General features: G+C 68.0%; 20 protein-coding genes. 7 read left to right on the forward strand and 13 right to left on the reverse strand.

Translation table 11 applies throughout. The annotated features are described in order from the left end of the window. Positions 1–111: 111 nt before the first annotated feature. Complete coding sequence (locus AVP42_RS03945) at positions 112–2,715, forward strand: MMPL family transporter (RefSeq protein ID WP_067946294.1); 2,604 nt, start codon at positions 112–114, stop codon at positions 2,713–2,715. Between the two features lie 23 nt (positions 2,716–2,738). On the opposite strand, the gene AVP42_RS17050 is transcribed toward AVP42_RS03945, so the two are convergent. The 5 genes from AVP42_RS17050 to AVP42_RS03950 form a co-directional block, all read right to left on the reverse strand. After that, on the reverse strand, positions 2,739–3,086 hold the full coding sequence (locus tag AVP42_RS17050) for a hypothetical protein (protein WP_369798129.1): 348 nt from the start codon (positions 3,084–3,086) through the stop codon (positions 2,739–2,741). 264 nt (positions 3,087–3,350) lie between these two features. Continuing rightward, positions 3,351–4,271, reverse strand: a complete 921-nt coding sequence (locus tag AVP42_RS16380; RefSeq protein ID WP_157356705.1) for a hypothetical protein — start codon at positions 4,269–4,271, stop codon at positions 3,351–3,353. Then, a complete protein-coding gene (locus AVP42_RS16385; RefSeq protein WP_157356706.1) occupies positions 4,268–6,046 on the reverse strand; it encodes a hypothetical protein in 1,779 nt (592 codons plus the stop codon). Before AVP42_RS16385 ends, AVP42_RS16380 begins: the two co-directional genes overlap by 4 nt. Further along, a complete protein-coding gene (locus tag AVP42_RS16200) occupies positions 6,043–7,248 on the reverse strand; it encodes a metallophosphoesterase (protein WP_157356707.1) in 1,206 nt (401 codons plus the stop codon). The genes AVP42_RS16385 and AVP42_RS16200 overlap by 4 nt, the downstream gene beginning before the upstream one ends. Positions 7,249–7,264: 16 nt before the next feature. Continuing rightward, the gene (locus AVP42_RS03950; RefSeq protein ID WP_067946296.1) at positions 7,265–8,104 is read right to left on the reverse strand and encodes a Dam family site-specific DNA-(adenine-N6)-methyltransferase; all 840 of its coding nucleotides are present in this window, start codon (positions 8,102–8,104) and stop codon (positions 7,265–7,267) included. Between the two features lie 141 nt (positions 8,105–8,245). Between AVP42_RS03950 and AVP42_RS03955 the strand changes: the two genes are divergently transcribed. Continuing rightward, the gene (locus AVP42_RS03955) at positions 8,246–10,894 is read left to right on the forward strand and encodes an ATP-dependent Clp protease ATP-binding subunit (RefSeq protein WP_067946299.1); all 2,649 of its coding nucleotides are present in this window, start codon (positions 8,246–8,248) and stop codon (positions 10,892–10,894) included. A 112-nt stretch (positions 10,895–11,006) separates the two neighbouring features. On the opposite strand, the gene AVP42_RS03960 is transcribed toward AVP42_RS03955, so the two are convergent. From AVP42_RS03960 to AVP42_RS03985, 6 genes are all read right to left on the reverse strand, one after another. Then, on the reverse strand, positions 11,007–12,074 hold the full coding sequence (locus AVP42_RS03960; protein ID WP_067946300.1) for an alpha/beta fold hydrolase: 1,068 nt from the start codon (positions 12,072–12,074) through the stop codon (positions 11,007–11,009). Next, a complete protein-coding gene (locus AVP42_RS03965) occupies positions 12,071–12,472 on the reverse strand; it encodes a DUF1801 domain-containing protein (RefSeq protein WP_231878534.1) in 402 nt (133 codons plus the stop codon). The genes AVP42_RS03960 and AVP42_RS03965 overlap by 4 nt, the downstream gene beginning before the upstream one ends. A 205-nt stretch (positions 12,473–12,677) precedes the next feature. Beyond that, complete coding sequence (locus AVP42_RS03970) at positions 12,678–14,093, reverse strand: aldehyde dehydrogenase family protein (RefSeq protein ID WP_067946304.1); 1,416 nt, start codon at positions 14,091–14,093, stop codon at positions 12,678–12,680. 28 nt (positions 14,094–14,121) lie between these two features. Further along, positions 14,122–14,937, reverse strand: a complete 816-nt coding sequence (locus AVP42_RS03975) for a MoaF C-terminal domain-containing protein (protein WP_067946307.1) — start codon at positions 14,935–14,937, stop codon at positions 14,122–14,124. A 35-nt stretch (positions 14,938–14,972) separates the two neighbouring features. Next, on the reverse strand, positions 14,973–16,421 hold the full coding sequence (locus AVP42_RS03980) for an APC family permease (RefSeq protein WP_067946309.1): 1,449 nt from the start codon (positions 16,419–16,421) through the stop codon (positions 14,973–14,975). A 61-nt stretch (positions 16,422–16,482) separates the two neighbouring features. Continuing rightward, positions 16,483–17,844, reverse strand: coding sequence for an NAD(P)/FAD-dependent oxidoreductase (locus AVP42_RS03985; RefSeq protein ID WP_067946311.1), 1,362 nt, complete (start codon positions 17,842–17,844; stop codon positions 16,483–16,485). Positions 17,845–17,991: 147 nt separating this feature from the next. Here AVP42_RS03985 and AVP42_RS03990 point away from each other — a divergent pair, with 147 nt between their 5' ends. Further along, a complete protein-coding gene (locus AVP42_RS03990) occupies positions 17,992–18,567 on the forward strand; it encodes a TetR/AcrR family transcriptional regulator (protein ID WP_067946312.1) in 576 nt (191 codons plus the stop codon). Between the two features lie 181 nt (positions 18,568–18,748). Here AVP42_RS03990 and AVP42_RS03995 read toward each other — a convergent pair whose 3' ends face one another. Further along, positions 18,749–19,435, reverse strand: coding sequence for a hypothetical protein (locus AVP42_RS03995; protein ID WP_157356708.1), 687 nt, complete (start codon positions 19,433–19,435; stop codon positions 18,749–18,751). A 106-nt stretch (positions 19,436–19,541) separates the two neighbouring features. On the opposite strand from AVP42_RS03995, the gene AVP42_RS04000 reads away from it, so the two are divergent. The 3 genes from AVP42_RS04000 (at position 19,542) to AVP42_RS04005 (ending at position 21,719) form a co-directional block, all read left to right on the forward strand. Then, positions 19,542–20,291, forward strand: a complete 750-nt coding sequence (locus AVP42_RS04000) for a LuxR C-terminal-related transcriptional regulator (RefSeq protein WP_067946316.1) — start codon at positions 19,542–19,544, stop codon at positions 20,289–20,291. Between the two features lie 18 nt (positions 20,292–20,309). Continuing rightward, on the forward strand, positions 20,310–20,483 hold the full coding sequence (locus tag AVP42_RS16390) for a hypothetical protein (protein ID WP_157356709.1): 174 nt from the start codon (positions 20,310–20,312) through the stop codon (positions 20,481–20,483). Between the two features lie 81 nt (positions 20,484–20,564). After that, positions 20,565–21,719 carry a hypothetical protein gene (locus tag AVP42_RS04005; RefSeq protein WP_157356710.1) on the forward strand — a complete coding sequence of 385 codons (1,155 nt, stop codon included), beginning with the start codon at positions 20,565–20,567 and terminating at the stop codon, positions 21,717–21,719. 107 nt (positions 21,720–21,826) lie between these two features. On the opposite strand, the gene AVP42_RS04010 is transcribed toward AVP42_RS04005, so the two are convergent. Continuing rightward, positions 21,827–22,369 carry a TetR family transcriptional regulator gene (locus AVP42_RS04010; protein WP_067946320.1) on the reverse strand — a complete coding sequence of 181 codons (543 nt, stop codon included), beginning with the start codon at positions 22,367–22,369 and terminating at the stop codon, positions 21,827–21,829. Between the two features lie 92 nt (positions 22,370–22,461). Between AVP42_RS04010 and AVP42_RS04015 the strand changes: the two genes are divergently transcribed. After that, positions 22,462–23,379, forward strand: coding sequence for an oxidoreductase (locus AVP42_RS04015; protein WP_082846973.1), 918 nt, complete (start codon positions 22,462–22,464; stop codon positions 23,377–23,379). The last annotated feature ends 25 nt before the right edge of the window (positions 23,380–23,404 follow it).

Consider the following 23,404-nt stretch of genomic DNA (forward strand, 5'->3'; position numbering starts at 1 on the left):
GCGGAGTCTGCGACTTCGCCGACGGATGTCGGATTTCCGACATCCGTCGGGTACTCTCGTTCGGGCTCGACGGTGCGCCGAACACCTCGTGATCCGGAAGGCGGCTCCGACATGGCAGAACTCCTCTACCGACTCGGTCGGCTCGCCTCGCGACGGTCCTGGACAGTGATCACCGGATGGATCGTGACCCTCGCGCTCGCCGCCGGCGCGTTCCTCGCCTTCGGCGGCACGCTGACCACCACCATGAACATCCCCGGTACCGAGACCGAGCGGGTGACCGAACAGCTCACCGATGAGCTCGACGGTCTCGGGGGAGCGACCGGGACGGTCGTCTTCCGAACGGAGGATGGCAGCACCTTCACCTCGTCGCAGGAGGAGCAGATCGGCGAGCTGCTCGACGGCATCGCCGGGATCGACCGGGTCGACGACGTCGTGAACCCCTTCGCCGCGGCATCCGAGCGCGCCGAGCAGGAGCAGCAGCTTGCCGACGGCGCCGCGCAGCTCGACGAGGCGGAGCAGCAGGTCGCCGACGGCAGCTCCCAGCTCGACGCCGCCGAGGCGCAGCTCGACGCCGGACAGGCCCAGCTGGACGCGGCCGTCGCGCAGGCGCAGAGTGACGGCACGTACGCGTTCGCCGAGGCGCAGTTCGCGGCGCAGCAGGCCGAGCTCGACGCGAACCGCGCGCAGCTGGACGCCCAGCGCGCCGAGCTCGAGGCCGGTGCGGCCGAGCTGCCCGGCCAGCGGAGCCGGCTCGAGGACGGGCAGCGGCTCGTCGACGCGGCATCCGAGATTCGCACCGTCTCTGCCGACGGCGCGACCGCGGCCGGCGCCGTGTTGTTCGAGGACGAGCTCTTCTCGCTGTCCGATGAGACGAAGGCGGCGGTCGCCGGTGAGCTCGACGGCGCCGACATCGACGGCGTCTCGATCGACTACTCGTCCGAGATCGCGTCGAGCATCGAGGGTCTCCTCGGGCCGGGTGAGATCGCCGGCGTCGCGCTCGCGCTCCTCGTGCTGATCCTCATGTTCCGGGCGTTGCTGCCCGCGGTGATGCCCATCGTCTCGTCGATCATCGGCGTGGGCTTCGGCGTCGCGGGCTCGCTCGCGTTCTCGGGTGTCGTCGACATGACGTCGGTCACGCCGGTGCTGGGCGTCATGCTCGGGCTGGCCGTCGGCATCGACTATGCGCTCTTCATCATGAACCGCCACCGACGGCAGGTGCTCGCGGGCATGGAGATCCGCGAGTCGATCGCCCTCGCCAACGGCACCTCCGGCAACGCGGTCGTGTTCGCCGGCTCGACCGTGCTCGTCGCGCTCCTGGCGCTGAACGTCACGGGCATCCCGTTCCTCGGCGTGATGGGCACCGTCGGCGCGGTCTGCGTGCTCATCGCCGTGCTCCTCGCGGTGAGCTTCACGCCCGCAGTGCTCGGGCTCATCGGCATCCGGATCGTCAACCGCCGTGCCCGCGCGCAGATCGGCCACGAGTCGCACGCGCGACCGGAACTGAAGCCCATGGGCACCGGTCGCGCACTCCTGCGCGCGGCGCTCGCGATCATCGTGCTGCTCGTGGTGGCGATCCCGGCCCTCTCGATGCGGCTCGGCCTGCCCGACGGCTCGTCCGAGGCCACCGACTCGACCCAGTACCAGGCGTACGCAGCGGTCGCCGATGCGTTCGGCGCCGGCCAGAACGGTCCGCTCCTGGTCACCGCGGCCCTGCCCGACGGCATCGCCGAAGACGAGGTGACGGCGACGCAGGCGGACCTCGCCGACCTGCTCCTCGAGCAGGAGGATGTCGTCGCCGTCGCGCCGGTCGGCGTCTCCGACGACCGCGACTTCCTGGCCTTCCAGGTCGTGCCGGTCGACGGCCCGTCGAGCGTCTCGACCGAGCAGCTCGTGCACGAGCTCCGCGACCTCTCACCAGTGTCCGGCGAGGCGGCGGGTGCGGATGGCGACATCGAACTCGGCGTCGCCGGCCAGGCGAGCGGCAACATCGACATCTCGGAGAAGCTCGCCGGCGTGCTGCCGGTCTACCTGGCGCTCGTCGTCGGGCTCTCGCTCATCATCCTGGTGCTCGTGTTCCGGTCGATCCTCGTGCCGCTCGTCGCGACCGCCGGCTTCGTGCTCTCCCTCTTCGCGGCGTTCGGCGCGATCGTCGCCATCTTCCAGTGGGGATGGCTCGGCGCCGTGTTCGGCGTGCACGACCCGGGCCCCGTCCTGAACTTTGCGCCGATCATCATCATGGGCGTGCTGTTCGGGCTGGCGATGGACTACCAGCTGTTCCTCGTCTCGGGCATGCGCGAGGCGTACGTGCACGGCGTGCCCGCGCGCACGGCGGTGGTGGCAGGTCTCCGGAACGGCCGAGTGGTCGTCACCGCGGCGGCGATCATCATGACGGCCGTGTTCGGCGGGTTTGTCTTCTCGCACCTCGCGATGGTGCGACCGCTCGGCTTCGGCCTCGCGATCGGCGTGCTCTTCGACGCGTTCATCGTGCGGATGCTGCTGATCCCGGCCGTCATGCACCTGCTCGGTCGGTCGGCGTGGTGGCTGCCCAACTGGCTCGACCGGATCCTGCCCAACGTCGACGTCGAGGGTGCCGCGCTCGAGCGGTCGCACCCGGTGCACGGTGCTTCGGCGGCCGCAGTGGGCGGCGGGAGCGGCGACGCGGCGGGCGTCGAGCTCGCGGGGGAGGATGCTGCCGGGGCGCGCATCCGGAGCTGACGTCGGGGCCGACGCCGCGCTGTTCAGCGTGTCGCCGCGAGCGCGCGCACGGCGCGCTCGACCGCAGGACAGACATCGAGTTCGGGATCGATCGTGAGTCGATGCAACACCAGGCCGTCGCCGAGGGCCATGAGGGCGCGCGCCGCCGGCACGGGGTCGGGGATGCCGGCCGCGGCGACGAGCCGGTCGGTCCACTGCTCGAACCTCGGCGGTGCGGGCCATCGCGTTGCTCGAGCGGGCGGATCGCGGCGTGGAGTTGACGGTCGATTGAAGATGGCGGTCGCAGTTGCATCTTGATTGCGATCAAGTTGGATGTCGACCGCCGGTAGAGCTGACGGACGCGCAGTCCAGCTGGCGACCCTCGTCGTCACGACTTGGCGTGAGCCCCGGCGGTCACGAGCGCTCCCGGCATCGCTGCGCCGCTTGAGTAGTCAACAGTGCGCAGGCGCCGGTGAGAAGTCGATGACATCGCGCACAACCGCGACCGTGTTCAGTTGCCCGGCGATCGCGCGGTCGCCTCGACCACATTCGTGCAATCACCCGTCGGGTGCGCTGGTCGCATGCTCATCGAGCTGCGCCATCGTGGAGTCGCATCCGCTCGCAGGCGCCCTCTGAGCTCAGGGGACCGCCTGACTCTAGGAACGCGAGTCGAACAGTACCGAAGAGGCGACGACATCGCCTGCCTCCTCAATGTCAATCGCCTCAGACCGTGTTGCGGTCCCTACCCGCCACACGGCAGGACGCGAACTCACCCGCGGTGCTGCGACAAGAAGGCAAGCCAGGGAGAAGATCTTTGGTCCTGACGGGGCGAAGAGCAGACGATAGCGCAGACCAGCCGAGAAGCTGAGCGACTCAAGCGCGCCATATGGTTCGGCAAGTGATCGCACGTCGTAGTGAAAGAGAGCCGAATTGGCGGGCGCGTCGAAAAGAGGGGTGTGCATCCGTGCCGCCTCCGCTGCGAACCGAGCATCCTCGCTATCGCTGACGAACGCCCATGTCTTCGTGGGCTCCACCAATTCCGTCAGACCCAACGCGCGATGCGGCTCAAGTCCCAGACCTACGACGAGGCCGACGGGAATCGAAGGCGAGCGAAGCTCGCCGGCGAAGTAGTCCGAAACTGGCCCAGCGTTGAGCGCCTCGACTCGCCTCGCAGCCTTCGAGCTGGAGTCAAATGTCGCCGGACAGTATAGGAACTGAACTTCGAACGGGTGTTGGGCGGACAACGTCCAGAGGACCTCGACTACGGTTGCAAGCGTGCGGCGCGCCATGCTGCTGATATCGACACAAATTCGACCGGCGCCGCCGCGTCCCGCCAAGGCGCGGTGAAGAGCCTCGCGCAGGCTGGACGCTGCTATGAAAGTCCATCCCTCGATCTCGTAGAGCAGCCGGTTCGCCTCTAAGGCGCCGCCGGCAGGCGACTTGTACGTCACTGCGAGCTTGGTGCCGCCCTCCACCCCTAGACGGGCCACGTAGGAGGAACGGGTCTCGTACCCGCATACAGCAAGCACGACATCGAAACTTGAGCCGCGTTCAAACGGATGGTCGATGGGCTTCATTCGATCTCCAGCTCGAGCGGTACTGAGTCAGGATGCGCAGTCGGGCGCCGCCTCTCCATCTGCTTGACGATGCGACTCAGACTTACGTCCTTCCCTAGGCGAAGCGGAAACTCCTTGCGGTCTCGGATTGCCAGAAGGTAAGCGAGTCGGAACCGCTGACCGTGGAAATCCGAAAGTACCGCCGGGCTTCGCCGATCTCGTACATGAACGAACGCTCCGGCGTAAAGGCCCATGATCAAAGAATCAATCGCGGATTGACCCACCGCGCGATCGACAGTGAATCCATTCTGTGGGTCTGCCGTGAATTCCGAAGAGTTTTGAGCATGAAGATGCACCGCGATCGCGTCAACGAGATCGACCACTGGGATCGCTGGAGCTGCAGTTTGCTTGCTCGGGAGTACGCGGAGTAAGGCCTCGAATCGATTTGCCAAGGACACTAGGGCGTCATACTGGAATCCCGGTCCTACAGTTTGGGTACTTTCGTCGAAATAGTTGAGCATCTGTGCGAAGGCCGTTTTGATCCAACGCGGGTTTCCCTCAAGCATCGTCATTACGGCGTCGGCGCCGGTAAATGGTTCGAGATGCTTCTTTCGGCTCCTCCGGACTGGATGTCCGTGCCTGAAGTCCAACACCGAATTCCTGAAGACCAGAAGGGGGAAGACTTTACGGACTGTGGCGGAGCGCTGATTGTAACTCAACGTCTCGAGCGCGTTTACGTCGATATGACGGTCGCGTAACCATCGCGAGAATGCGGCGTCCTGCCGCTGCGCTTCAACAATGACTCGCTTCATCTCCTCCTCGGTCGTGCGACGCGCGCGAGGGTCTCGAGACAGAAACGACGTGCCGAGTGCACGTGGCATCGAAACCCAGGGAATTCCTCGGGAGCGAAGGCTCTCGCGCCACAGACCACTCGTGAAGCTGTAGATATCCCGTCGATCTTGGCCGGAGAGGTAGACGGTTTGAAAATCGTGACCCGGAACCGGTGACCCGCTGGACCCGTAATAGTGCATGTACCGATCGAACGGGCTCATCGAGATTTTCAGGATCAAGTCGCCGGCGCCACCCCGAACGAACCGCGTTACAAGAGCGTGAATCTCGCCGGGTGCCAACTCCATCTCATCAAGAAGCAGTGCCCAGCGTCTGTCGCGCTCGCCAGTCAATCGGTTGAAAGCCCGGATACCGATAGTCAATAGTGCGAAGCTGTCAGCGCTCGCGATCGGGTGCGTCTCGAAGGACTCTCCGCCTGCGAGACGGGCGATGATTAGATCGAGAGCAGCCTGAAGGCCAAGGAAGCTCGGATTCGACTCCGTCAAGCCCCAAGCGGAAGCACACTGTCGAGCGAGAGCGACCTCCTCATCATGGGTCAGCAATACGGGAAGATGGGTAGACGCCCGCTGGACGCGGTGCGCCTTTGCTCGATACATCATCGTGTCGACGAGGGCGTACAGCATCTGCGCCGTAAACGCAGCTCTTGCGTTCGTCCGGGTCACTTGACTTGCCCACAACTCGTCTGCGGGCAGGAAGACCGAGGCATAGTCAATCTGTTCGCGGAACACCTCGGACTCGCTGCCGCTCCACGCCATAAGACTTTCGCCCGTCAACATTCGGAGAAGCGTGGTCTTGCCGCTTCCTCTCGGGCCGATCACATAGCAATGGTCGCCCCCGGCGATAGATGCGAATGATGGCGGCATTACGAAAGAGTTTGCAATTTCTCCAGCGGTAAGCCGTTTTGCATTGAAGGTGTCGAAGCCTGGGACGTTCTGCACCGTTCTCACGTCCTCCGTGATAGTTGAACAATTTGCTGTTGACGATCCCTTGTGAACATGAACCCCCGTGCCTCCAGGTGGTCCTCGAGGTGCGTGAAGTCTCGCGGCAACATATACGGAAGCTGTGGTACGGCTGCAGTCAGTTCCTCATAGGACACGAATTCGAGGGCATCGGTGTCCATATGTTGGATCAGTCGGTCGCCCACCTGCCTAAAATCTTCGGCGCATCCGAAACCACTCGTGCCAGGTAACCCGGCACCAGTACGTTCCGACAGATGCCAACCCTCGCCGTACCCCCAGGTGAAACTGCGCACTGTCCCGACGATGCTAGGAGTCTGCGGATCGGAATCAGCGATCACGTCAACGAAATGAAACTGATTCCGGGTAACCGTGTTGACCGGGCTCCACAATTTTGCGCCCAGGCTTGCGGCGCACATTACCAGCGGGCCATTACTCGAAGCGCTCACTGCATTTACAAGTTGGGGGATGTGTTTGTGGCCGTGGATCACGATCCAGCGGCCAGCCAGAGGGTGCCGGCTGAGCAGATCGATCAGATCACTTCCTCTGCGCATCGGCCCGTAGCCGTCATGGAGATAGCTGCGGAGCTGATGCTCCACGGGATGGTGGTGCACGACAGCCACGTTTAGCTTCTCGGTCGACGAGCGCAGATATGCATCGATTTCGTCTTCCATGGTCTCCGGGAAGCCGCCCCTGTCCACCGTGGTCATGTACTCTTCCCATTCTGCGTCACCTTCGCTCGCGTGGGCTGGGAAAGGAGGGAAATCGGCGGTTGAATCAATAAGGAGGAAACGGTGGTCGGCTTCCTCGATGACCGCCCAGCCATGTGCCCAGAAGGAGTCGTCTAGTGCAGGATCGCCTGTTGGAAAGGTCGGAATTAGATTCTTGAGGAGTGCGCGAGGATCTGACGCGGGGCTGTGCGAGACCACGTCATGGTTGCCGGGCACAGCTATTAGCTTCGCCTGCAGCTGTCGCGCCAGTGCCTGAGCCCTCCGCCACCCGTACGACAGTCCAAGAGCCTCAGCCTGATTGGCGATATCGCCAGGGGCGATCAGATAGTCGCACTGCAGCTGGAGTTCTTCAACGAGCTGAGTTAGGTCGCTCAGAGGTTGTTCGCCACGCCGGGCAACAGGCGGCTCCGACAGGACATGCGTCCATTCGCCGTTCCGTTCTCCGGCGTGTATGTCCGACATGATTGCTATCGTGAGCCTAGCCACGCATCATTCCTTCGACCAGGGCATCGCTCAGTACCAGCAGTTCGGCGCTCGGGCCACGCATAGACGAGCGAGCGGACATGCTCGAATATCGTACCGCCGACTGCATCACGAACCCGTCATACAACTCGCGCACCGACGGATGGTCGGCGTTGGATAGGAGTACGAATACGCCGCGGTCGTTTAGTTTCCGAACAACGGACGCGAGTCGGCGCTGGTCCTCCCACCGGAAGATGCGGGCGTTGTAATCGACGAAGCCGTTCGAGCGATGGCCGGCGACATACGGCGGGTCGAGGTACACCAGGTCACCCTCGGCACAATTCTCTAGGGCCTGTTCGAAGTCGCCTGTCTGCAATCTGGCTTGGTGGAGAGCGCGGGACGCCGCGTTCAGGTTCTCTCTCGTAGCGACGATCCCCGACTTGGGGCGCCCATAGGGAACGTTGAACTTGCCTTGCTGGTTGACGCGATACAGCCCGTTGAAGCAGAGCTTGTTCAGGTAGATGAATTGCGCGGCTGAGTCGACGGGATCGGCGAACGTTGTCGAGCGGATCGTGTAATACGATTCACGATCAGTTTCCCAATCCTGAATTCGGTCGTACACTGCATCAGGATTCAGTTGGACCTGCCTATAGCAGGAGATCAGCGGCTCGACCGTGTCGGACAGGGTCGCTGGCTGGCCCTCCGCGATGGAAAAGAAGACGGCACCGGAACCCACGAAAGGTTCGTAGTAGTGCCCGAAGCCCTTCGGAAGCAGATCGGTAAGGGCTGCCAGCAGCCACCGCTTGGACCCCGCCCACCTTAGAAATGGAACGGTACTGACCTGCAGGTCCGCCACGCGACCTCCCACGGTTCGACCTGCTGTCACGCAATTCGTAGACATCCTATCCATCGATCCGCCCGGGGATAGCCGGGAATACCCCGGTCATCCCTGCGTTGAACTTGAGCGTACCCAACTCAAGTTCCCAGGAGGACCTAGGTGCCCGACAACTTCAACGAGGCCGGCGCGAGCTCGTTCGACGAGTTCCTGAGCCGCTACCTCGCGGGTGAGCAGGCCAGGCAGGCGCGGTCGATCGACCTCAGCCGGTTCCTGACCTCGCGCACCCAGAGCATTCTGCAGCGCGCTGGACGCTTCGCGCTCGAGCGCGGGCAGACCGAGCTCGACGCACTGCACATCCTGCGCGTCATCGTCGAGGACGAGTCCGTCGCGCAGGCGATCACGCGCGTCGGCGCGAGCCCCGAGCGCATCATCACGGCGACCGAGGCGCGGCTGCCCGCGGCATCCGACACCGCCGACGCCAACGCGGCCATGATCACCCCCAGCGCCAGCCGCGCGCTGTTCCACGCGTACCAGGTCGCCCGCTCGAGCGGATCGACGTACATCGATCCCGAGCACGTGTTCTTCGCGCTCGTGCTCGGGCAGGACGCCCCCGCCGGGCAGGTGCTCGCGCGGGCCGGCGTCACCGCCGACGCACTCGCGGCCGGGCTCGGCGAGCACGTGGCATCCGCTCAGGGTGACGGCACCGACACCGCGAACGACGGGTACGGCGAGCAGACGGATGCCGCGGTATCCGCCACCCCCATGCTCGACAAGTTCAGCATCGACCTCACCGAGCGCGCCATGAACGGCGAGCTCGACCCCGTGATCGGCCGTGCCGACGAGATCGAGCAGACCATCGAGATCCTCAGCCGCCGCACGAAGAACAACCCCGTGCTGATCGGCGAGGCCGGCGTCGGCAAGACCGCGATCGTCGAGGGCCTGGCCCGCGCGATCGTCGAGGAGAACGTGCCCGAGGCGCTGCTCGGCAAGCGGGTCGTCGCGCTCGACCTGCCCGGCATGCTCGCCGGCACCCGCTACCGCGGCGACTTCGAGGAGCGCCTCACCAAGACGATGGAGGAGATCGCCGAGCACCGGGGCGAGCTCATCGTGTTCATCGACGAGGTGCACACGGTCGTCGGCGCCGGTGGTGCCGGTGAGGGCGGCATGGACGCGGGCAACATCCTGAAGCCCCGCCTCGCCCGCGGCGAGCTGCACCTCGTGGGTGCGACCACGCTCAAGGAGTACCGGACCATCGAGAAGGACCCCGCGCTCGAGCGCCGGTTCCAGCCGGTCAAGGTCGGCGAGCCGTCCATCGAGGACTCCGTGCTCATCCTGCAGGGCCTGCGCCCCGCGTACGAGGACCACCACGGCGTCACCTACACCGACGACGCCCTCCGCGCCGCCGTCGAGCTCAGCGCCCGATACCTCACCGACCGCGTGCTGCCCGACAAGGCCATCGACCTCATCGACCAGGCCGGCGCACGCCTGCGCCTCAAGCTGGGCGTGAAGGTGGATGTCTCGGCGCTGATCGAGCGCCTCGCGGAGCTCGAGGCCGACAAGAACGCGGCCGTCCGCGCCGAGCACTACGAGGAGGCGTCGCGCATCCGCGACGAGATCTCGAAGGTGCAGGCGAAGCTGGATGACGCGACGGCGCGCAACGCTGGTCGAGTAGCGGAGCGAAGCGGAGCGTATCGAGACCCGTCTGGGGAGGGTGATCTCGGTACGGGCGCTGGAGCGCCCTACTCGACCACCGTGGGGGAGCCCGAGATCGCCGCCGTGATCTCGCGGGCCACCGGCATCCCGGTCAATCGGGTTACCGAGGGCGAGCGCGAGCGTCTCGCGAATCTCGAGGGCGAGCTGCACGCCCGGGTCATCGGGCAGGATGACGCGGTCACCGCCGTCTCCCGCTCGGTGCGCCGCAACCGCACCGGCATGGGCGACGCGCGTCGGCCCGTCGGGTCGTTCCTGTTCCTCGGGCCGACCGGCGTCGGCAAGACCGAGCTGGCGCGGGCGCTGGCGTCGTCGCTGTTCGACGACGAGGGCGCGATCATCCGCTTCGACATGAGCGAGTTCGGCGAGCGGCACACCGTGTCGCGGCTCGTCGGCGCCCCTCCCGGCTACGTCGGCTACGACGAGGCCGGACAGCTCACCGAACGCGTGCGGCGCAACCCGTACTCGATCGTGCTGTTCGACGAGATCGAGAAGGCGCACCCCGACGTGTTCAACCTGCTGCTGCAGGTGCTCGACGACGGACGCCTGACCGACGGCCAGGGTCGCACGGTCGACTTCCGCAACACGGTGGTGATCATGACCTCGAACCTCGGTTCGGAGTTCCTCGCGTCGCGATCGGGTGCGCTCGGCTTCGTGGCGTCGACGGATGGCTCGGGGTTCTCGTCTGCCGACGACGTGCGTGCTCGCGTGATGGGCAAGGTGCGCGAGGCCATGCGGCCCGAGTTCCTGAACCGCATCGACGAGATCGTGCTGTTCCAGAAGCTCTCGGCTTCTGAGATCGCGCAGATCGTGCGCCTGATGCTGGGCGCGACCGAGCGTCGACTGGCCGCTCGCGAGATCGGCTTCGAGGTGACGGATGCCGCGGTGGCGCTCCTTGCGGAACGCGGCTACGAGCCCGAGTACGGTGCTCGCCCGCTGCGTCGCCTGATTCAGCGCGAGATCGACGACCGCATCGCTGACCTCCTCGTCACCGGCGCCCTCGGCGACGGCGAGGCGGTGCGGGTGGATGCCGCCGACGGCAAGTTCGTCGTGGCATCCGTGCCCAACGCGACGGTGTCGCTGCCCAGCGCCGCCTGACCCGCCCGACTCACCGGCGCAATCGTGCAGAAACGGTGCCTCCGCCTCCCGCGGAAGGCACCGTTTCTGCACGAGAGCGGCGCACCGGCGCCCACGACAGCGGGCGGGCGCGCTAGCGTGCCGCCGCGTCGAGGTGCGCGACGATCGCGCCCTCGACGTCGGCCCACGGCGGGTACGGGAAGACGTGGCCGACGCCGCCGAGCCAGAGGTGCGCGGCATCCGGAATCGACGCGGCGAGCCGCCGCGCGTGCTCGAACGGGATGAAGTCGTCGTCGGTGCCGTGCACGACCAGGGTCGGCACTGCGAGCGTCGCCAGGGCGGCGGTGCGAGACCGGGTCGCGGCGACCGCGGCCTGATGCTGGCGGAACGCCCGGAAGTTCAGTCCGTTGCGGTGGCGGAGGTCGTACAGGACCAGCGCGGCGTTCTCCTCGACGTCGACGCCGTCCGGACCGAACGCGCTGATCATCTTCGCGATGCGCTCCTTGACGAGCGCGCGGTCGCCGCCGCGAAGCCGGTACTTCAGCAGCGGCAGGTTCCGGATGGCGAGGAGCGCCAGCTGCCCCACCCGCGGTTCGGGTAGGGTCGGGTCCGTCGGATCGGGTGAGGTCGACATGAGCGTGAGCGACGCGACCCGGTCGGGCGCGAGGATCGCTACCTCCTGGGCGACCATCCCGCCGAACGACAGCCCGACCAGGTGCGCGCGGTCGGTGCCCGTCGCGTCGAGGACGGCCACCGCGTCACGGGCCAGGTCGAGGAGCGTGTACGGGTGCTCGGGACTCCACTCGGGCAGCCAGTCCGACGCGCCGGTGCCGCGCTGGTCGAACCGGATGACGCGATAGCCCGCGCCGGTCAGCGCGCGGAGGAACACGGGCGGCCAGAGCAGCCCGTCGGCCCCGAGCGAGATGAAGAGCAGCACCGTGCCCCGTTCCGGTCCCACCGGCGGGATCGACTCGAACCAGAGACGGATGCCACTGGCATCCGTTTCACCGGTGGTGCCCGTCACCACGCCCGCGAGATCGCTCGCCGCGACGCGGTCGATCACGGCGTCGGTGTCGGCCGGAAGACGCGGGCCGCCGAAACGGATCCACGCGGCGAGGGCGGCGAGGCCGGCGACGAGGCTGCCGCCGACCAACAGCGCCGTCCGGGATCGCCGGACGCGCCGGCCGCGCCGGGTGCTCATGACGTCGTCGACGGCGTCTCGGCGAGCGTGCGTTCCAGCAGCTCGCGCAGCACGCCGCGATCGACGCCCGTGAGTCGCTTGAGGTACAGGCAGACCTTGCTCGCGTCGTGCGGGCCCAGCTGCGAGAGCAGGTCGGGCCAGCGCTCGGCGAAGTGCTCGGGCAGGTAGATCGTGTGCTTCGTCGAACCCGGCGCGAACGCGAGCCGGGGGCTCAGGCCCGTACGCCCGCTCTCGTACCGGTACCGGTACTCGCCGAACCCGATGATGCGGCCCGCCCAGACGACGGGCGGCGCACCGCTGACCTCGCCGAACATCGCGAGCAGCTCATCGGCCTCGGCACGACGCGGACCGGTGGCGCGGTCGAGCACCTCGGTCACCGGCTGGTCCGACGGTGACATCGCGGGCTGCTTCGTCGACATGGGTCCTCGCGATCGTGCTCGACAGCCACAGCGTACTGGGGGCCTCTGGCCACCCGTCGGGCAATCCAGTCGACGTCCCGCGAGCGGGCGAGGCCTCCGCCCGCACGCGTGCCTGCTCTCGTGCAGAAACGAGGCCCTCCGCCGAGCGGAAGGCCTCGTTCTGTGCGCGAGATCCGCGCGAGGGTCAGCGCGAGATCACCTTCGGTGACGACACCGCCTTCAGGCCGTGGATACCGAACTCGTGGCCGTAACCCGAGGCCTTGGTACCGCCGAATGGGATGTTCGGGTTGAGGGCGCCGTGCTGGTTGATCCACACCGTGCCGGCCTGGATGCGACGGGCGATCGCGACCGCCTGGTCCGGGTCATCCGACCAGACCGAGGCGCCGAGACCGTGATCCGTGGCATTCGCCCGCGCGATCGCGTCGTCGACATCGGAGTAGCGGATGACCGGGACGACAGGACCGAACTGCTCCTCGTCGACGAGGGCCGCACCGTCCTCGATGTCAGCCACCACCGTGGCGCGATAGAACAGCGGACCGAGCTCCGGCGCGGGCTCGCCGCCGGCAACGACGCGCGCACCGCGGCCGCGCGCGTCGTCGACGAGGCGCCGCACGATGTCGAACTGCTTCTCGTTCTGCAGCGGGCCGAGCACGTTTCCGGCGTCGAGGCCGCGGCCCATCGGCATGGCGCGCGCCATCCCGGCCAGCGCGTTGACCACGTCGTCGTACACCGACTCGTGCACGTACAGGCGCTTCAGCGAGGCGCACGTCTGCCCCGTGTTGATGAAGCAGCCCCAGAACAGGTTCTCGGCGATCGCCTCGACATCAGTGCCCGGAAGGACGATGCCGGCGTCGTTGCCGCCCAGCTCGAGCGTGAGCCGCGCCAGGTTCTGCGCCGACGACTCCACGATCCGCCGCCCGGTCGCCGTCGAGCCCGTGAACATGACCTTGTCGAGCTCCGGGTGGGCCGCGATCGCGGCGCCCACCTCGCGATCGCCCGCGATCACGGTGAGCACGCCCTCCGGCAGATGTCGATTGAACACCTCCGCCAGCGCCAGCACCGAGAGCGGCGTGTACTCGCTCGGCTTCACCACGACCGTGTTCCCCATGCGCAGCGAGGGCGCGATCTGCCAGACGGAGATCATCATCGGCCAGTTCCAGGGCCCGATCGCGCCGACCACTCCGAGCGGCTCGTAGTGCAACTCGGCGCGCGCAGCGCCGTCCTCGAAGACGACCTCGGGTTCGATCGCGGTGTCCGCCGCGTTGCGGGTCCACACGGCGCAGGCTCCGACCTCGAACCGGGCGTTCGGCCCGTCGAGCGGCTTGCCCTGCTCGCGCGAGAGCAGCACCGCGAGCTCCTCGGCGTTCGCCTCGATCTCGTCGGCGATGGCGTTCAGGATGCGGCTGCGCTCGCCGTGTCCGAGCGCCGCCCACGCGGGCTGGGCGGCACGGGCGGCGGCGACGGCCGCATCGAGGTCGGCCAGGGTGTGCACCGGTGCATGGCCGATGATCTCCCGCGTCGCGGCATCCGGGATCGGACGGCCGGTGGCCTCGTCGGCGGTGATCGCCTCGAGGATGGTGGTGGGCTGCGTGGTCGACATGGGTTCCTCCGGAAGCGTCGTCGCGTGGTCAGTCGGTGGGGTGGGCGGTCTCGTTGAGGACCGTGAAGCGGCTGTCGAACGGCAGGTGCACCGGCGCGAGGGTGGGGCCGTCCCAGCAGAACATGCGACCGATCGAGCGCTCGGCCACGAGGTCGACGACGAGGAACGACTCGACCGGCATGACCGACTCGCTCCAGTGCAGCATCACGATGCCGTCGCCGAGTTGGTACACCGTCGCCGCGTCGACATCCGCCAGTCCCTGCTCGGCGCCCCGGATGCAGTGCCAGACGAACGTGCCGTTGTTGAGGTAGATGTGCTCGTAGTGCTCGGTCGGGCTGTAGCGGTAGTAGATGCGCTTGCCGACGAGCGCGCTCGACCGGCGCGGGGGCTCGATCTCGCCGGTGCCGACGACGCGCCCGGTCAGTACGGCGGTCTGCATGCGCACCGAACCCTGCCGGTCCACGAAGCTCGAGTCGGCGACCGTCACCCGACCGTCGTTGCGGTCGAGCACGATCGAGACATCGCTCGCGTGCGCGCCCTCGCCCTTGATGAAGTCGATGAAGTACAGACCCGGCCGCGCCTCGACGGCCCGGTACGGGTGCGAGCCGGTCATCCCGGTGCCGTCGCCCTCGATGATGGTCCAGGTGACTGCGCCGTCCTCGAAGCGGTGGGCGATGGTCCAGCCGTTGTCGAAGCGGATGTCGAAGGTCGAGCCCTCGAGCGCGTCCGTCGCGCCGATGCTCGGCTCGCCGAACCCTTCGAGCATCGCCGTGACGTCGGGCCATTCATCGGTGGGAACGAAGTCCTGCTCGGCCGGGGTGGAAGCGGAAGTGGAGTTGCTCATGATGAGCCCTTTCAGTTTCGGTGCGGGAACGAAGATCAGGGGGCCGCTTCGACGACCGACTCGTAGTCGATGTCCTTCTTGACCGTGGGCAGCGCGGCGCCCAGGGCGAACGCGATCGGGATGAGCCAGAGCAGGAGCTTGGCGGTGGCGCCCTCGCTGAAGAGCATCGCGTCGTAGTTCTGCAGCGCGATGACGAGCACCGCGACGACCAGCGCGAAGGATGCCGCAGGTGCGGCCTTCGTCGTCCAGAACCCGGTCTCGGCCTTCTCGCGCAGGAAGAACACCACGATCGCGAGCGACGCGAGGGCCATCATCACGATGAAGCCCACCGTGCCGAGCGCGACGAACCAGGCGTAGACCACCTCGATGGCGTCAGCGCCGGCGAGCAGGAAGCCGAGGACGATCACCGCGACGATCACGCCGTTCGCGAGCGCCGCGGCGGCCGGGGCCTGCGCGCGGCGGCTGACGCGTGACAACGGTGCGGGCAGCACGCCGGCCCGCGCGAGGGCGAAGCCGTACCGCGCGAACATGTTCTGCATGCCGATGAGCATCGCGATGAAGCTCGACACGACGAGCACCTGCATCGTGACGTCGAGCCATGGGCCGACGTAGGTTGCGGCGAGCCCGAAGATGATGCCGGCGAGGTCGTCGGTGGCAGCCTGCTGCACCTGGTCCGCGCCGACCGCGAAGCTCACGGCCCACGTGGCGACGGTGTAGAACACCGCGACGAACAGCACCACGGCGTAGAGCGCGAGTGGGATGGTGCGACGCGGGTTGCGCGCCTCCTCGCTGAAGACGGTGGTTGCCTCGAACGTCGTGAAGCACGCGAAGACGAACAGCACGGCAACGCCGAAGCCGGGGTTCGCGAGCTGCGACGGGCTGAAGCTCTCGAGCGAGGGCGGGTTGCCTGCCGCGCCGATCACGATGCCGACGACGAGGATCGCCACGACAGCGATCTCTGCGACGAGCAGGATGCCGAGAACGCGCAGGTTGAGGTCGACGCCGCGCATCGCGAGCGCCGTCGTGAGCACGATGAAGCCGAGCGCCCAAGCCCAGACCGGAAGGTCGATGCCGAGCCATCCGGCCGCCAGCTGCTGTGCGAACACGCCGAACTGCGCCCAGAACCCGACCTGCAGCGCGATGTAGGTGACGATGACGATGCCCGCCGCGCCCGTGGCGGCATGCCGCCCGAGCCCGCGTGCGATGTAGGCGACGAAGCCGCCCGCGTGCACGATGTGCCGGCTCATCTTCAGGTATCCGACCGCGAAGAGCGCGATGACGAGCGCGACCATGACGTACACGAGCGGCACGCCCGGGCCCATGATCGAGAACAGGACGGGGCCGGCGCCGACGAAGGCGGCCATGGGCGCGGCGGCGGCGATGACGAAGAACGCGATGCCGATGAAGCCGAGACTGTTCGGCTTGAGGGACGTGCGGAGCGGGCTCTCCGGCGTCGCGGTCTCGGCTCGTGTGGTGATGCTCATGAGGTCCTCCTTTGGACTTCGAGCGGTGCTCGGGGGCGTTGGGTGGTCGGGAACGCGACGGTCAGGCGCTGACAGCCAGCAGGCGCGCGCCGGCTTCGACGTGCTCCGTGAGGATGCGGCGGGCCTCGACAAGGCCGCTCTCGATGGCGCCGTCGATGAAGCCGCCCCAGCCGTGGGCGTAATCGGACCCCGCGAAGCGCAGCCGGCCGACGCCGGCGTGGAATCCGGGAAGAGCCCGGGTGAGGTAGCCCGGACGGTGCATCGGCCAGGTTTCCCCGGCGAAGGGATCGGCGACCCAGTCGTGACCTCTCACGTCGGTGACGCGTGCGCCGGGGATGAGCCGGCCGATGACGCGCTCGATCGCTGCGCCATCGGTCGGATCGATCGCGGAGGCTTCGGGCCCGAATCCGATCACGATGATCCCGTCGCCATCGGGGTACTCGCCTTGGAAGAAGTTCAGCGGCCAGTCCTTCTCTCCGAATGCGACGAACGGTTCGGTCACGCCCTCGAGGCGGAACCAGACCTTGGTGCCGAGACCCGCCTGCCCCTGGTGCACTGCCTCGAGCATCGGGTCGGGAAGTTCGGGCACCATCCGCACCCGTGAGAGCGCTGCGAGTGGAAGCGTGGAGATCGAGTGGCGCGCGGTGTGGGTCGTGCCGTCGGCGGTCGTCACACGGACGGCGTCCTCGTCGTGCTCGACGGAGACGACCACGGCGCCGAACCGCAGCTCGGCGTCGGTGTCATCCGCGATCGCGTGCGCCAGGCGGCCCGTGCCGCCGTCGATCTTGAACGAGGCGCACGCCTCGAAGTTCACCGCCCAATCGCCGTTGGTCAGGGCGACCCAGCGCAGCGCCTGCGAATAGGCGGCCGCATCGATCGACCCGTTGACGTTCAGCGTCCAGAACGTCTCGAGCAGCGCGCGGTCCGCCTGCGGCAGGCCGAGGGCGGCGATGCGCTCGGCGACCGTCTCCTGGTCGACGGCCTCGACGAGGGCGGCCCGCTTCAACGGGTGGAACGGCTCGGGGAAGACGAGCCTGGCCTCGGCCGTCAACCGGCGGTTCGGCTCGTCGAGGCGGGCGAGGAGTTCGAGCGGCTCGCCGGATCTCGGCCTGCCGTCCTCCCACCAGTGCGCGATGACAGGCTCTGGGCTCGGTACGGTGCCGATGCCGTAGCGGGCGAGTTCGGCCCAGACGTACGGCTGGGTCCAGTGCACCCAGGTGCCGCCGAGCTCGAGCCTCCGCCCGAGGCCGTCGGCGAACCAGGTCCGTCCGCCGAGGCGGTCCCGCGCTTCGAGGATGCGCACGGAGAGGCCGCGCTGAGTGAGTTCCCGGGCGGCCGTGAGGCCGGCGAACCCGGCGCCGAGGACCAGGACATCGACCTCGGGCGGGCGAGAGGTCGGTCGTGCATGCGTGTTCAGAGACATCGTCGTTTCCTTCACGGCGCGGTTGCTGAGCAGTACGGCACGAACTAAGCAACTGCTGAGTATCGGTGGCGGTAAGCTAAGCACATGCTCAGTTCGACGTCAACCGATTCGCGGACGTCCGTTCCGCCGCTGCCTACACTGGAGCGCATGACGGACCCGGCCAAGCGGCCCCTGAACCATGGCGACGGCAAGGAGGCGCTGCTCGCAGCAACGGTCCGAGTCGTGGCCACCAAGGGCTTGCGCGGCATGACGTTCCGGGCGGTCGCGGACCAGGCGGGCGTCAACAACACGCTCATCGCGCATCACTTCGGCACGCGCGACAAGCTGCTCGCGGCAGCCCTCGAATGGTCGATGGAGCGGTCGATCGGTTTGGCGAACCTCGGCGAGTACGCCGGCGACCCCGAGTCGTTCCGGTCCGCCCTGGTCGAGAACGTGCTCTCCGAGCCTGCCCTGCAGGTGTTCCAGTTCGAGATGGTCCTCGAGTCGAGCCGGCGGCCCGACCTGCAGCCAGCCGTGCGCACGCTCTACGAGCGATACGTCCAGGAGCTCGCGCACGGCAGGTCCGACCTCGGACTGTCGAGCAGTGCGGGCTTCGACCGAGCGATGTTCGCCGCGCTCGACGGACTGGTGCTGCAGTACCTCGGCCACGCGATCACCGCCGAGCAGCTCTCCGAGGCCGTCCAGGCGCTCGGCGCGGTCGTCGCCGCCGGGCCGCGCGGCTGACCGACCTGCAGCAGCTCAACGGTCGGCCAACCCGTCGTGGCATCGCGAAGGCCCTGGACGAGGGCGTTGCGCCTTCCCTTCCGTGCCTGCCCTCATGTATCGACGAACCGTCAGTCTGTGGTTGCCCCCACGCAGACGGCCCGGCCTTCCCCCGAGGGCCGGGCCGTCGTCACGCGCCCGATCAGTCGGGCAGGTCCACCGAGTCGAGCAGCACGCTGAGCGCGTCGCCCGGCGGGAGGTCCTCGGCGAACGACACCTCGGGGCTGAAGGTGCTGCCGCGCACCACGAGCCAGGCGCCGTCGAGCGGGATCAGGACGACGCGCTCGTCGCCGCCCCACCCGAATGGCGTGCTCTCGACCGCCAGCCAGTTCGTCTCGTTCACCGCTCGGGCATCGATCTGGGTCGCGGTCACCCCGTCGACCGTCACCTCGCGCTGGTCGAGGATCTCGAGGTCGGGGTGCGACAACGTCCACGCCACGGGGTCGGCGGGCACCGGCTCGGGCTCGGTCGCACCCGGGCCGTATGCGGCATCCGGCACATACACGATCACGTCGCCCCAGACCGCGTCGTCGACCGGCACGCCCGGCTTGTCCGGCAGCTGATGGAACAGCACCCCGTCCGCTCGATCGGTGGTGGTCCACGGCTCGGCGAGGGTGCCGATGGCCGCACCCGCGTCGAACTCGAAGCTGCCGTCGATCGTCGCCGGTGCGGCATCCGTCCCGCTGGTCGCTTCAGCGGATGGCGACGCCGACGTGTCGCTGGTCGGGTCCGCCTCGTCGCCCGCCCCGGAGGACGCGCACGCCGTGGTCGCGAGCAGCGCGCAGCCGATCGCGACGAGCAATCCCTTTCGTGTCCCCAGAGTTCTCATGGGCGCACGGTACTGCCGGAGCTGAGGTGCGTCATGGTGGCGCTTCAGCCACTTTCAGCCCACTTCGGGGGTAGCGCGCGCAAGCGCGGAGCCCGATCGTGGACACATGACCAGCGAGCGATTCGCTGCCGACACCATCGCCCTCGCGCGGGCCGCCGCCGAAGGCGCGGATGTCATGGCCGATGCGCTCGCCGTCCTCGACGCGCACGTCGGCGGTTCGACCTTCAGCGTCTCCTCGCTCCGCCTCGCCGATCGCGTGAGCGGAGAGGTCGCACTCCGCGGTGGCGACCCGATCAGCGAACGCGAGCACGCGGACTGGGAGCGGCTGATCGGCACCCACCCGTACTTCCCGCACGTGGTCGGAGGGCCGCAGCGGGCGACGCGCCTGACCGACGTGGTCGACCTCGGCCGGTTCGAGCACACCGAGGTCTACCAGGTGCTCCTGCACCCGCGGGGCAGTCGGTACCAGGCGGCGATGCCGCTGCTGCGAACGCCCGAACGGCTCCTGATGCTCTCCGCGTGGCGCGACGACCACGACTTCGGCGACGCCGACCTCGATCGGCTCGAGCGGTTCCGCAGCGCGCTCAACGCAGGCCTGGAGTTCCGGCGCGCCGTCGTCGCGCTCGGGGTCATGGCCGCGGGCGTCGGCTTCGGCCGCGACCCCGACGGGCTGACGCCGCGCCAGCGCCAGGTCGCCGCACTGGTCGAGCTCGGCCTCACCAACCGCCAGATCGGCGGGCGCCTCGGGCTCACGGAACGGACCGTGCGCAAGCACGTCGCCGATCTCTTCGTCGCCCTCGGATGCGACAGCCGCACGCTCATCGCGGTGCGGTGGCGCGCTCGCTATTCGCGGTGATCCGGCGGGAGGATATGCATGGCTGACATTCGAGAGCACGACGACGAACTCGGCGCGGCCGCCGGCTCCGCCGGCAGCACGAACCCGAGCGGCGCAGCGGGCGGGTACGACCCTGCTGGCCGAGGTGCCGGGTCCGACTGGCCGTTGACCACCTCCGAGAAGGACGAGCATCCGGCCGACGGCGAACCATAACGGCGATCCCGCCCCTGGGGGTGGGCATCAGGGGCAGCCTGCTGGCAGCATTCGACTATTGATCGTGACTGGGGGGTCGCCATGGGGAGAGCTGAGGCTGCGGACGCCGTCGAGGTCGAAGTCGGAGTTGGGACAGCGAACGGAATCGCGGCGTTCGAACCGATCGGCATCGGGAAACCGCTGACGATCTCCATCTCGTCCGTGTATGCGGGCCCCAGCAGGCGTGATCGCGCGCTGCTCGTGATGTCGGCCGTGAAGGACCCGCAGTTCGACGCGCCGGGCGTCGTTGCCATGCATTGGTGGCTCGAGCGCATCGGCGACCGCGCCTTCGTTCCGGTCAACGATGCGGGCATCCGCGGGAGCAAGGTCGTCTACTACAACCCGTCCGTGTCGGAACTCGAGTTGACCGTGTCGGTCAAGCTGAAATTCGACGCGTTCAACCGGCGGGCCTTCGATGAGTGGGTCGACGTCGCGGGCGAGGCTCTCACCCTTCCGGCCTTCCTCGGAGGAACCGCCCTCGGGGGTGGAGTCGGAGCAGCGCTGGGGCAGGCGCTGGTCTCGACAGGGAAGGGCGCCGCTCGAATCGCGATTCGCATGCTCGACGATGCCATCGATGGCGCGAGCCCGAAAAGCATGGACTGGTCGCTCTCGCTCGCCGAACCCGGGCGAACGCCCGTGGGTGCCGGATACGTGCTGCTCGTCGAGGACGACCTGGCCGTCCGATCGGAGGGCGGCGACCGGGGGGCCGCCATCCCGGGCGGCTACGTGACCATTCCCTCCCGGCCGGACGCGGAACGCGAGTATCTCGAACTCGACGGGAATGATTTCGTCGTCGACGGCAAGGGTGTGCTGCGCCACCGTTCCGCGGGAAGCTGGCCCGACGGGTCACCGTACAAGGAGGGTGACCAGGTCAGGGGGCCCTTCCCCTATGCGCTCGTCAAGGTGGACGGCACCGAGCGCCCGGCGCTCAAGAAGTGGAAGCCGGCCGCGATCACCGCCGAGGCGGCGTCGCGGTTCCTGAACCGATCGAAGGAATCCCTTGCCGACCAAGTCAGCGAAGCGCTCGAGGACTTCGGCGACCTGATCCTGCTGCGTCAAGCAGCGGATCTGGAGGCGGCGATGACCGATGCGAAAGGTGCGAAGAAGGCTGCTCTCAAGAAGCAGTTCGACGCGGTGCTGGAAGCGATCCAAGATGACTCGCTGAAGAAGCTGGCGACGAAGTCGTCAGCCAAGTAGCCCGACGACGGCCGCTCATGCTCGCCGAGCGCGGCGAGCCGGGGCCGCGGGCCACCGGGCCATGGTGATCAACCCCACGGGCGAACAGGTGCGCGCGCCGACCGGCCTCAGCCGACGAGCCGCGCCACCGCCGACGTGACCACCTCGCGCACGCGCGCGTCGGAGGCGTCGTCGAGCAGGAGCGGCAGGATCGACGTGAGCACCGTGATCACGGCGAGTGTCTCGTCGGCCGCGAACCGGTCGGAGACGACGCCGGCGGCCTGGGCGTCCGCAATGGCGGCCACCTTCGCGGCATCCGTCGCCAGCAACTCGGGGGAGCGCATGCCCGCACCGCCGCGCTCGAGGCGGTCCCACAGGGCGAGGCGGACGAGCTCGGGGTTCGCGACGTACGAGTCGACGAGGGCGGCGGCGTACTCGTCGAGATGCTCGGCATCGATGGGGTGCGCCGCGACGAGCCGGGCCACGAGTGCGGCGAACACGGCGTCGAAGAGCTGCTCCTTGTTGCCGAAGTACGAGTAGAGCAGGGCCTTGTTGCAGGCGGCTGCGTCGGCGATGCGATCTACTCGGGCGCCGGCGATGCCGCGCGCCGAGAACTCGGCGGTCGCCGCCTCGAGGATGCGGGCGCGGGTCTGCTCAGCGTTGCGGGCCATGCCAATCAGTATATAACCAGTTAGTTGCATTCTCACCTGAGACATGCGACACTCGTTCCATCGCAAGTAACCAAACGGTTAGGAACACCCTCATGGAACGTCACGTCGCCCTGGTGACCGGTGCCTCGTCGGGCATCGGCGAGCAGACCGCCCTCGAACTGCTGCGCCGCGGCTTCACCGTCTACGGTGCCGCGCGACGCGTCGACCGCATGTCCGCCATCGTCGACGCAGGCGGCCACGCCATCGCGATGGACGTGACGGATGACGCATCCGTCGGCGCCGCGGTCGACCGCATCATGGCCGACGAGGGCCGCATCGACGTGCTCGTCAACAACGCCGGCTATGGCTCGTACGGCGCCCTCGAAGACGTGCCCATCGAGGAGGCCCGCCGCCAGTTCGAGGTCAACGTGTTCGGCCTCGCGCGCATCACCCAGCTGGTCCTGCCCGGCATGCGCGCTCGCCGATCCGGGACGATCGTCAACATCTCCTCCATCGGCGGCCGCATCTACGAACCGCTCGGCAGCTGGTACCACGCCACCAAGTTCGCCGTCGAGGGCCTCAGCGACTCACTCCGCGTCGAGCTCGAGCCGCACGGCATCCGCGTCGTGGTGATCCAGCCGGGTGCCATCCGCACCGAATGGAACGGCATCTCGCGCCGCAGCGCCATCGAGCGCTCGGGCGACACCGCGTACGCCGCCCAGGCCCGCGCGCTCGTGCGTGCCCTCGAGGCCGCGGACGCCTCCTCCGCGGCATCCGAACCGCACGTCGTCGCCGCGACCATCGCCAAGGCCGCGACCGCCCGCCGGCCCCGCACCCGCTATGCGACCCCGGTGAGCGCGAAGTTCATCGTGGGCCTCCGGCGCGTGCTGCCCGACCGCGTCTTCGACCTCGTGATCCGCAGCGTGTTCGCGCCGACCAAGGCCGAGCTCGCCGAGCAGCGTGCCGCCGAGCCGCCCGCGGCTGCGCCCGCAGGCCGACGCGAGGCCGACCCGGACCGCGCCGCCGCCTGATCGGGGCCGCCGCCTGCGCTGTCCG

The sequence above is a fragment of the Agromyces sp. NDB4Y10 genome, assembly GCF_001620055.1.
Classification (GTDB): Bacteria; Actinomycetota; Actinomycetes; order Actinomycetales; family Microbacteriaceae; genus Agromyces; species Agromyces indicus.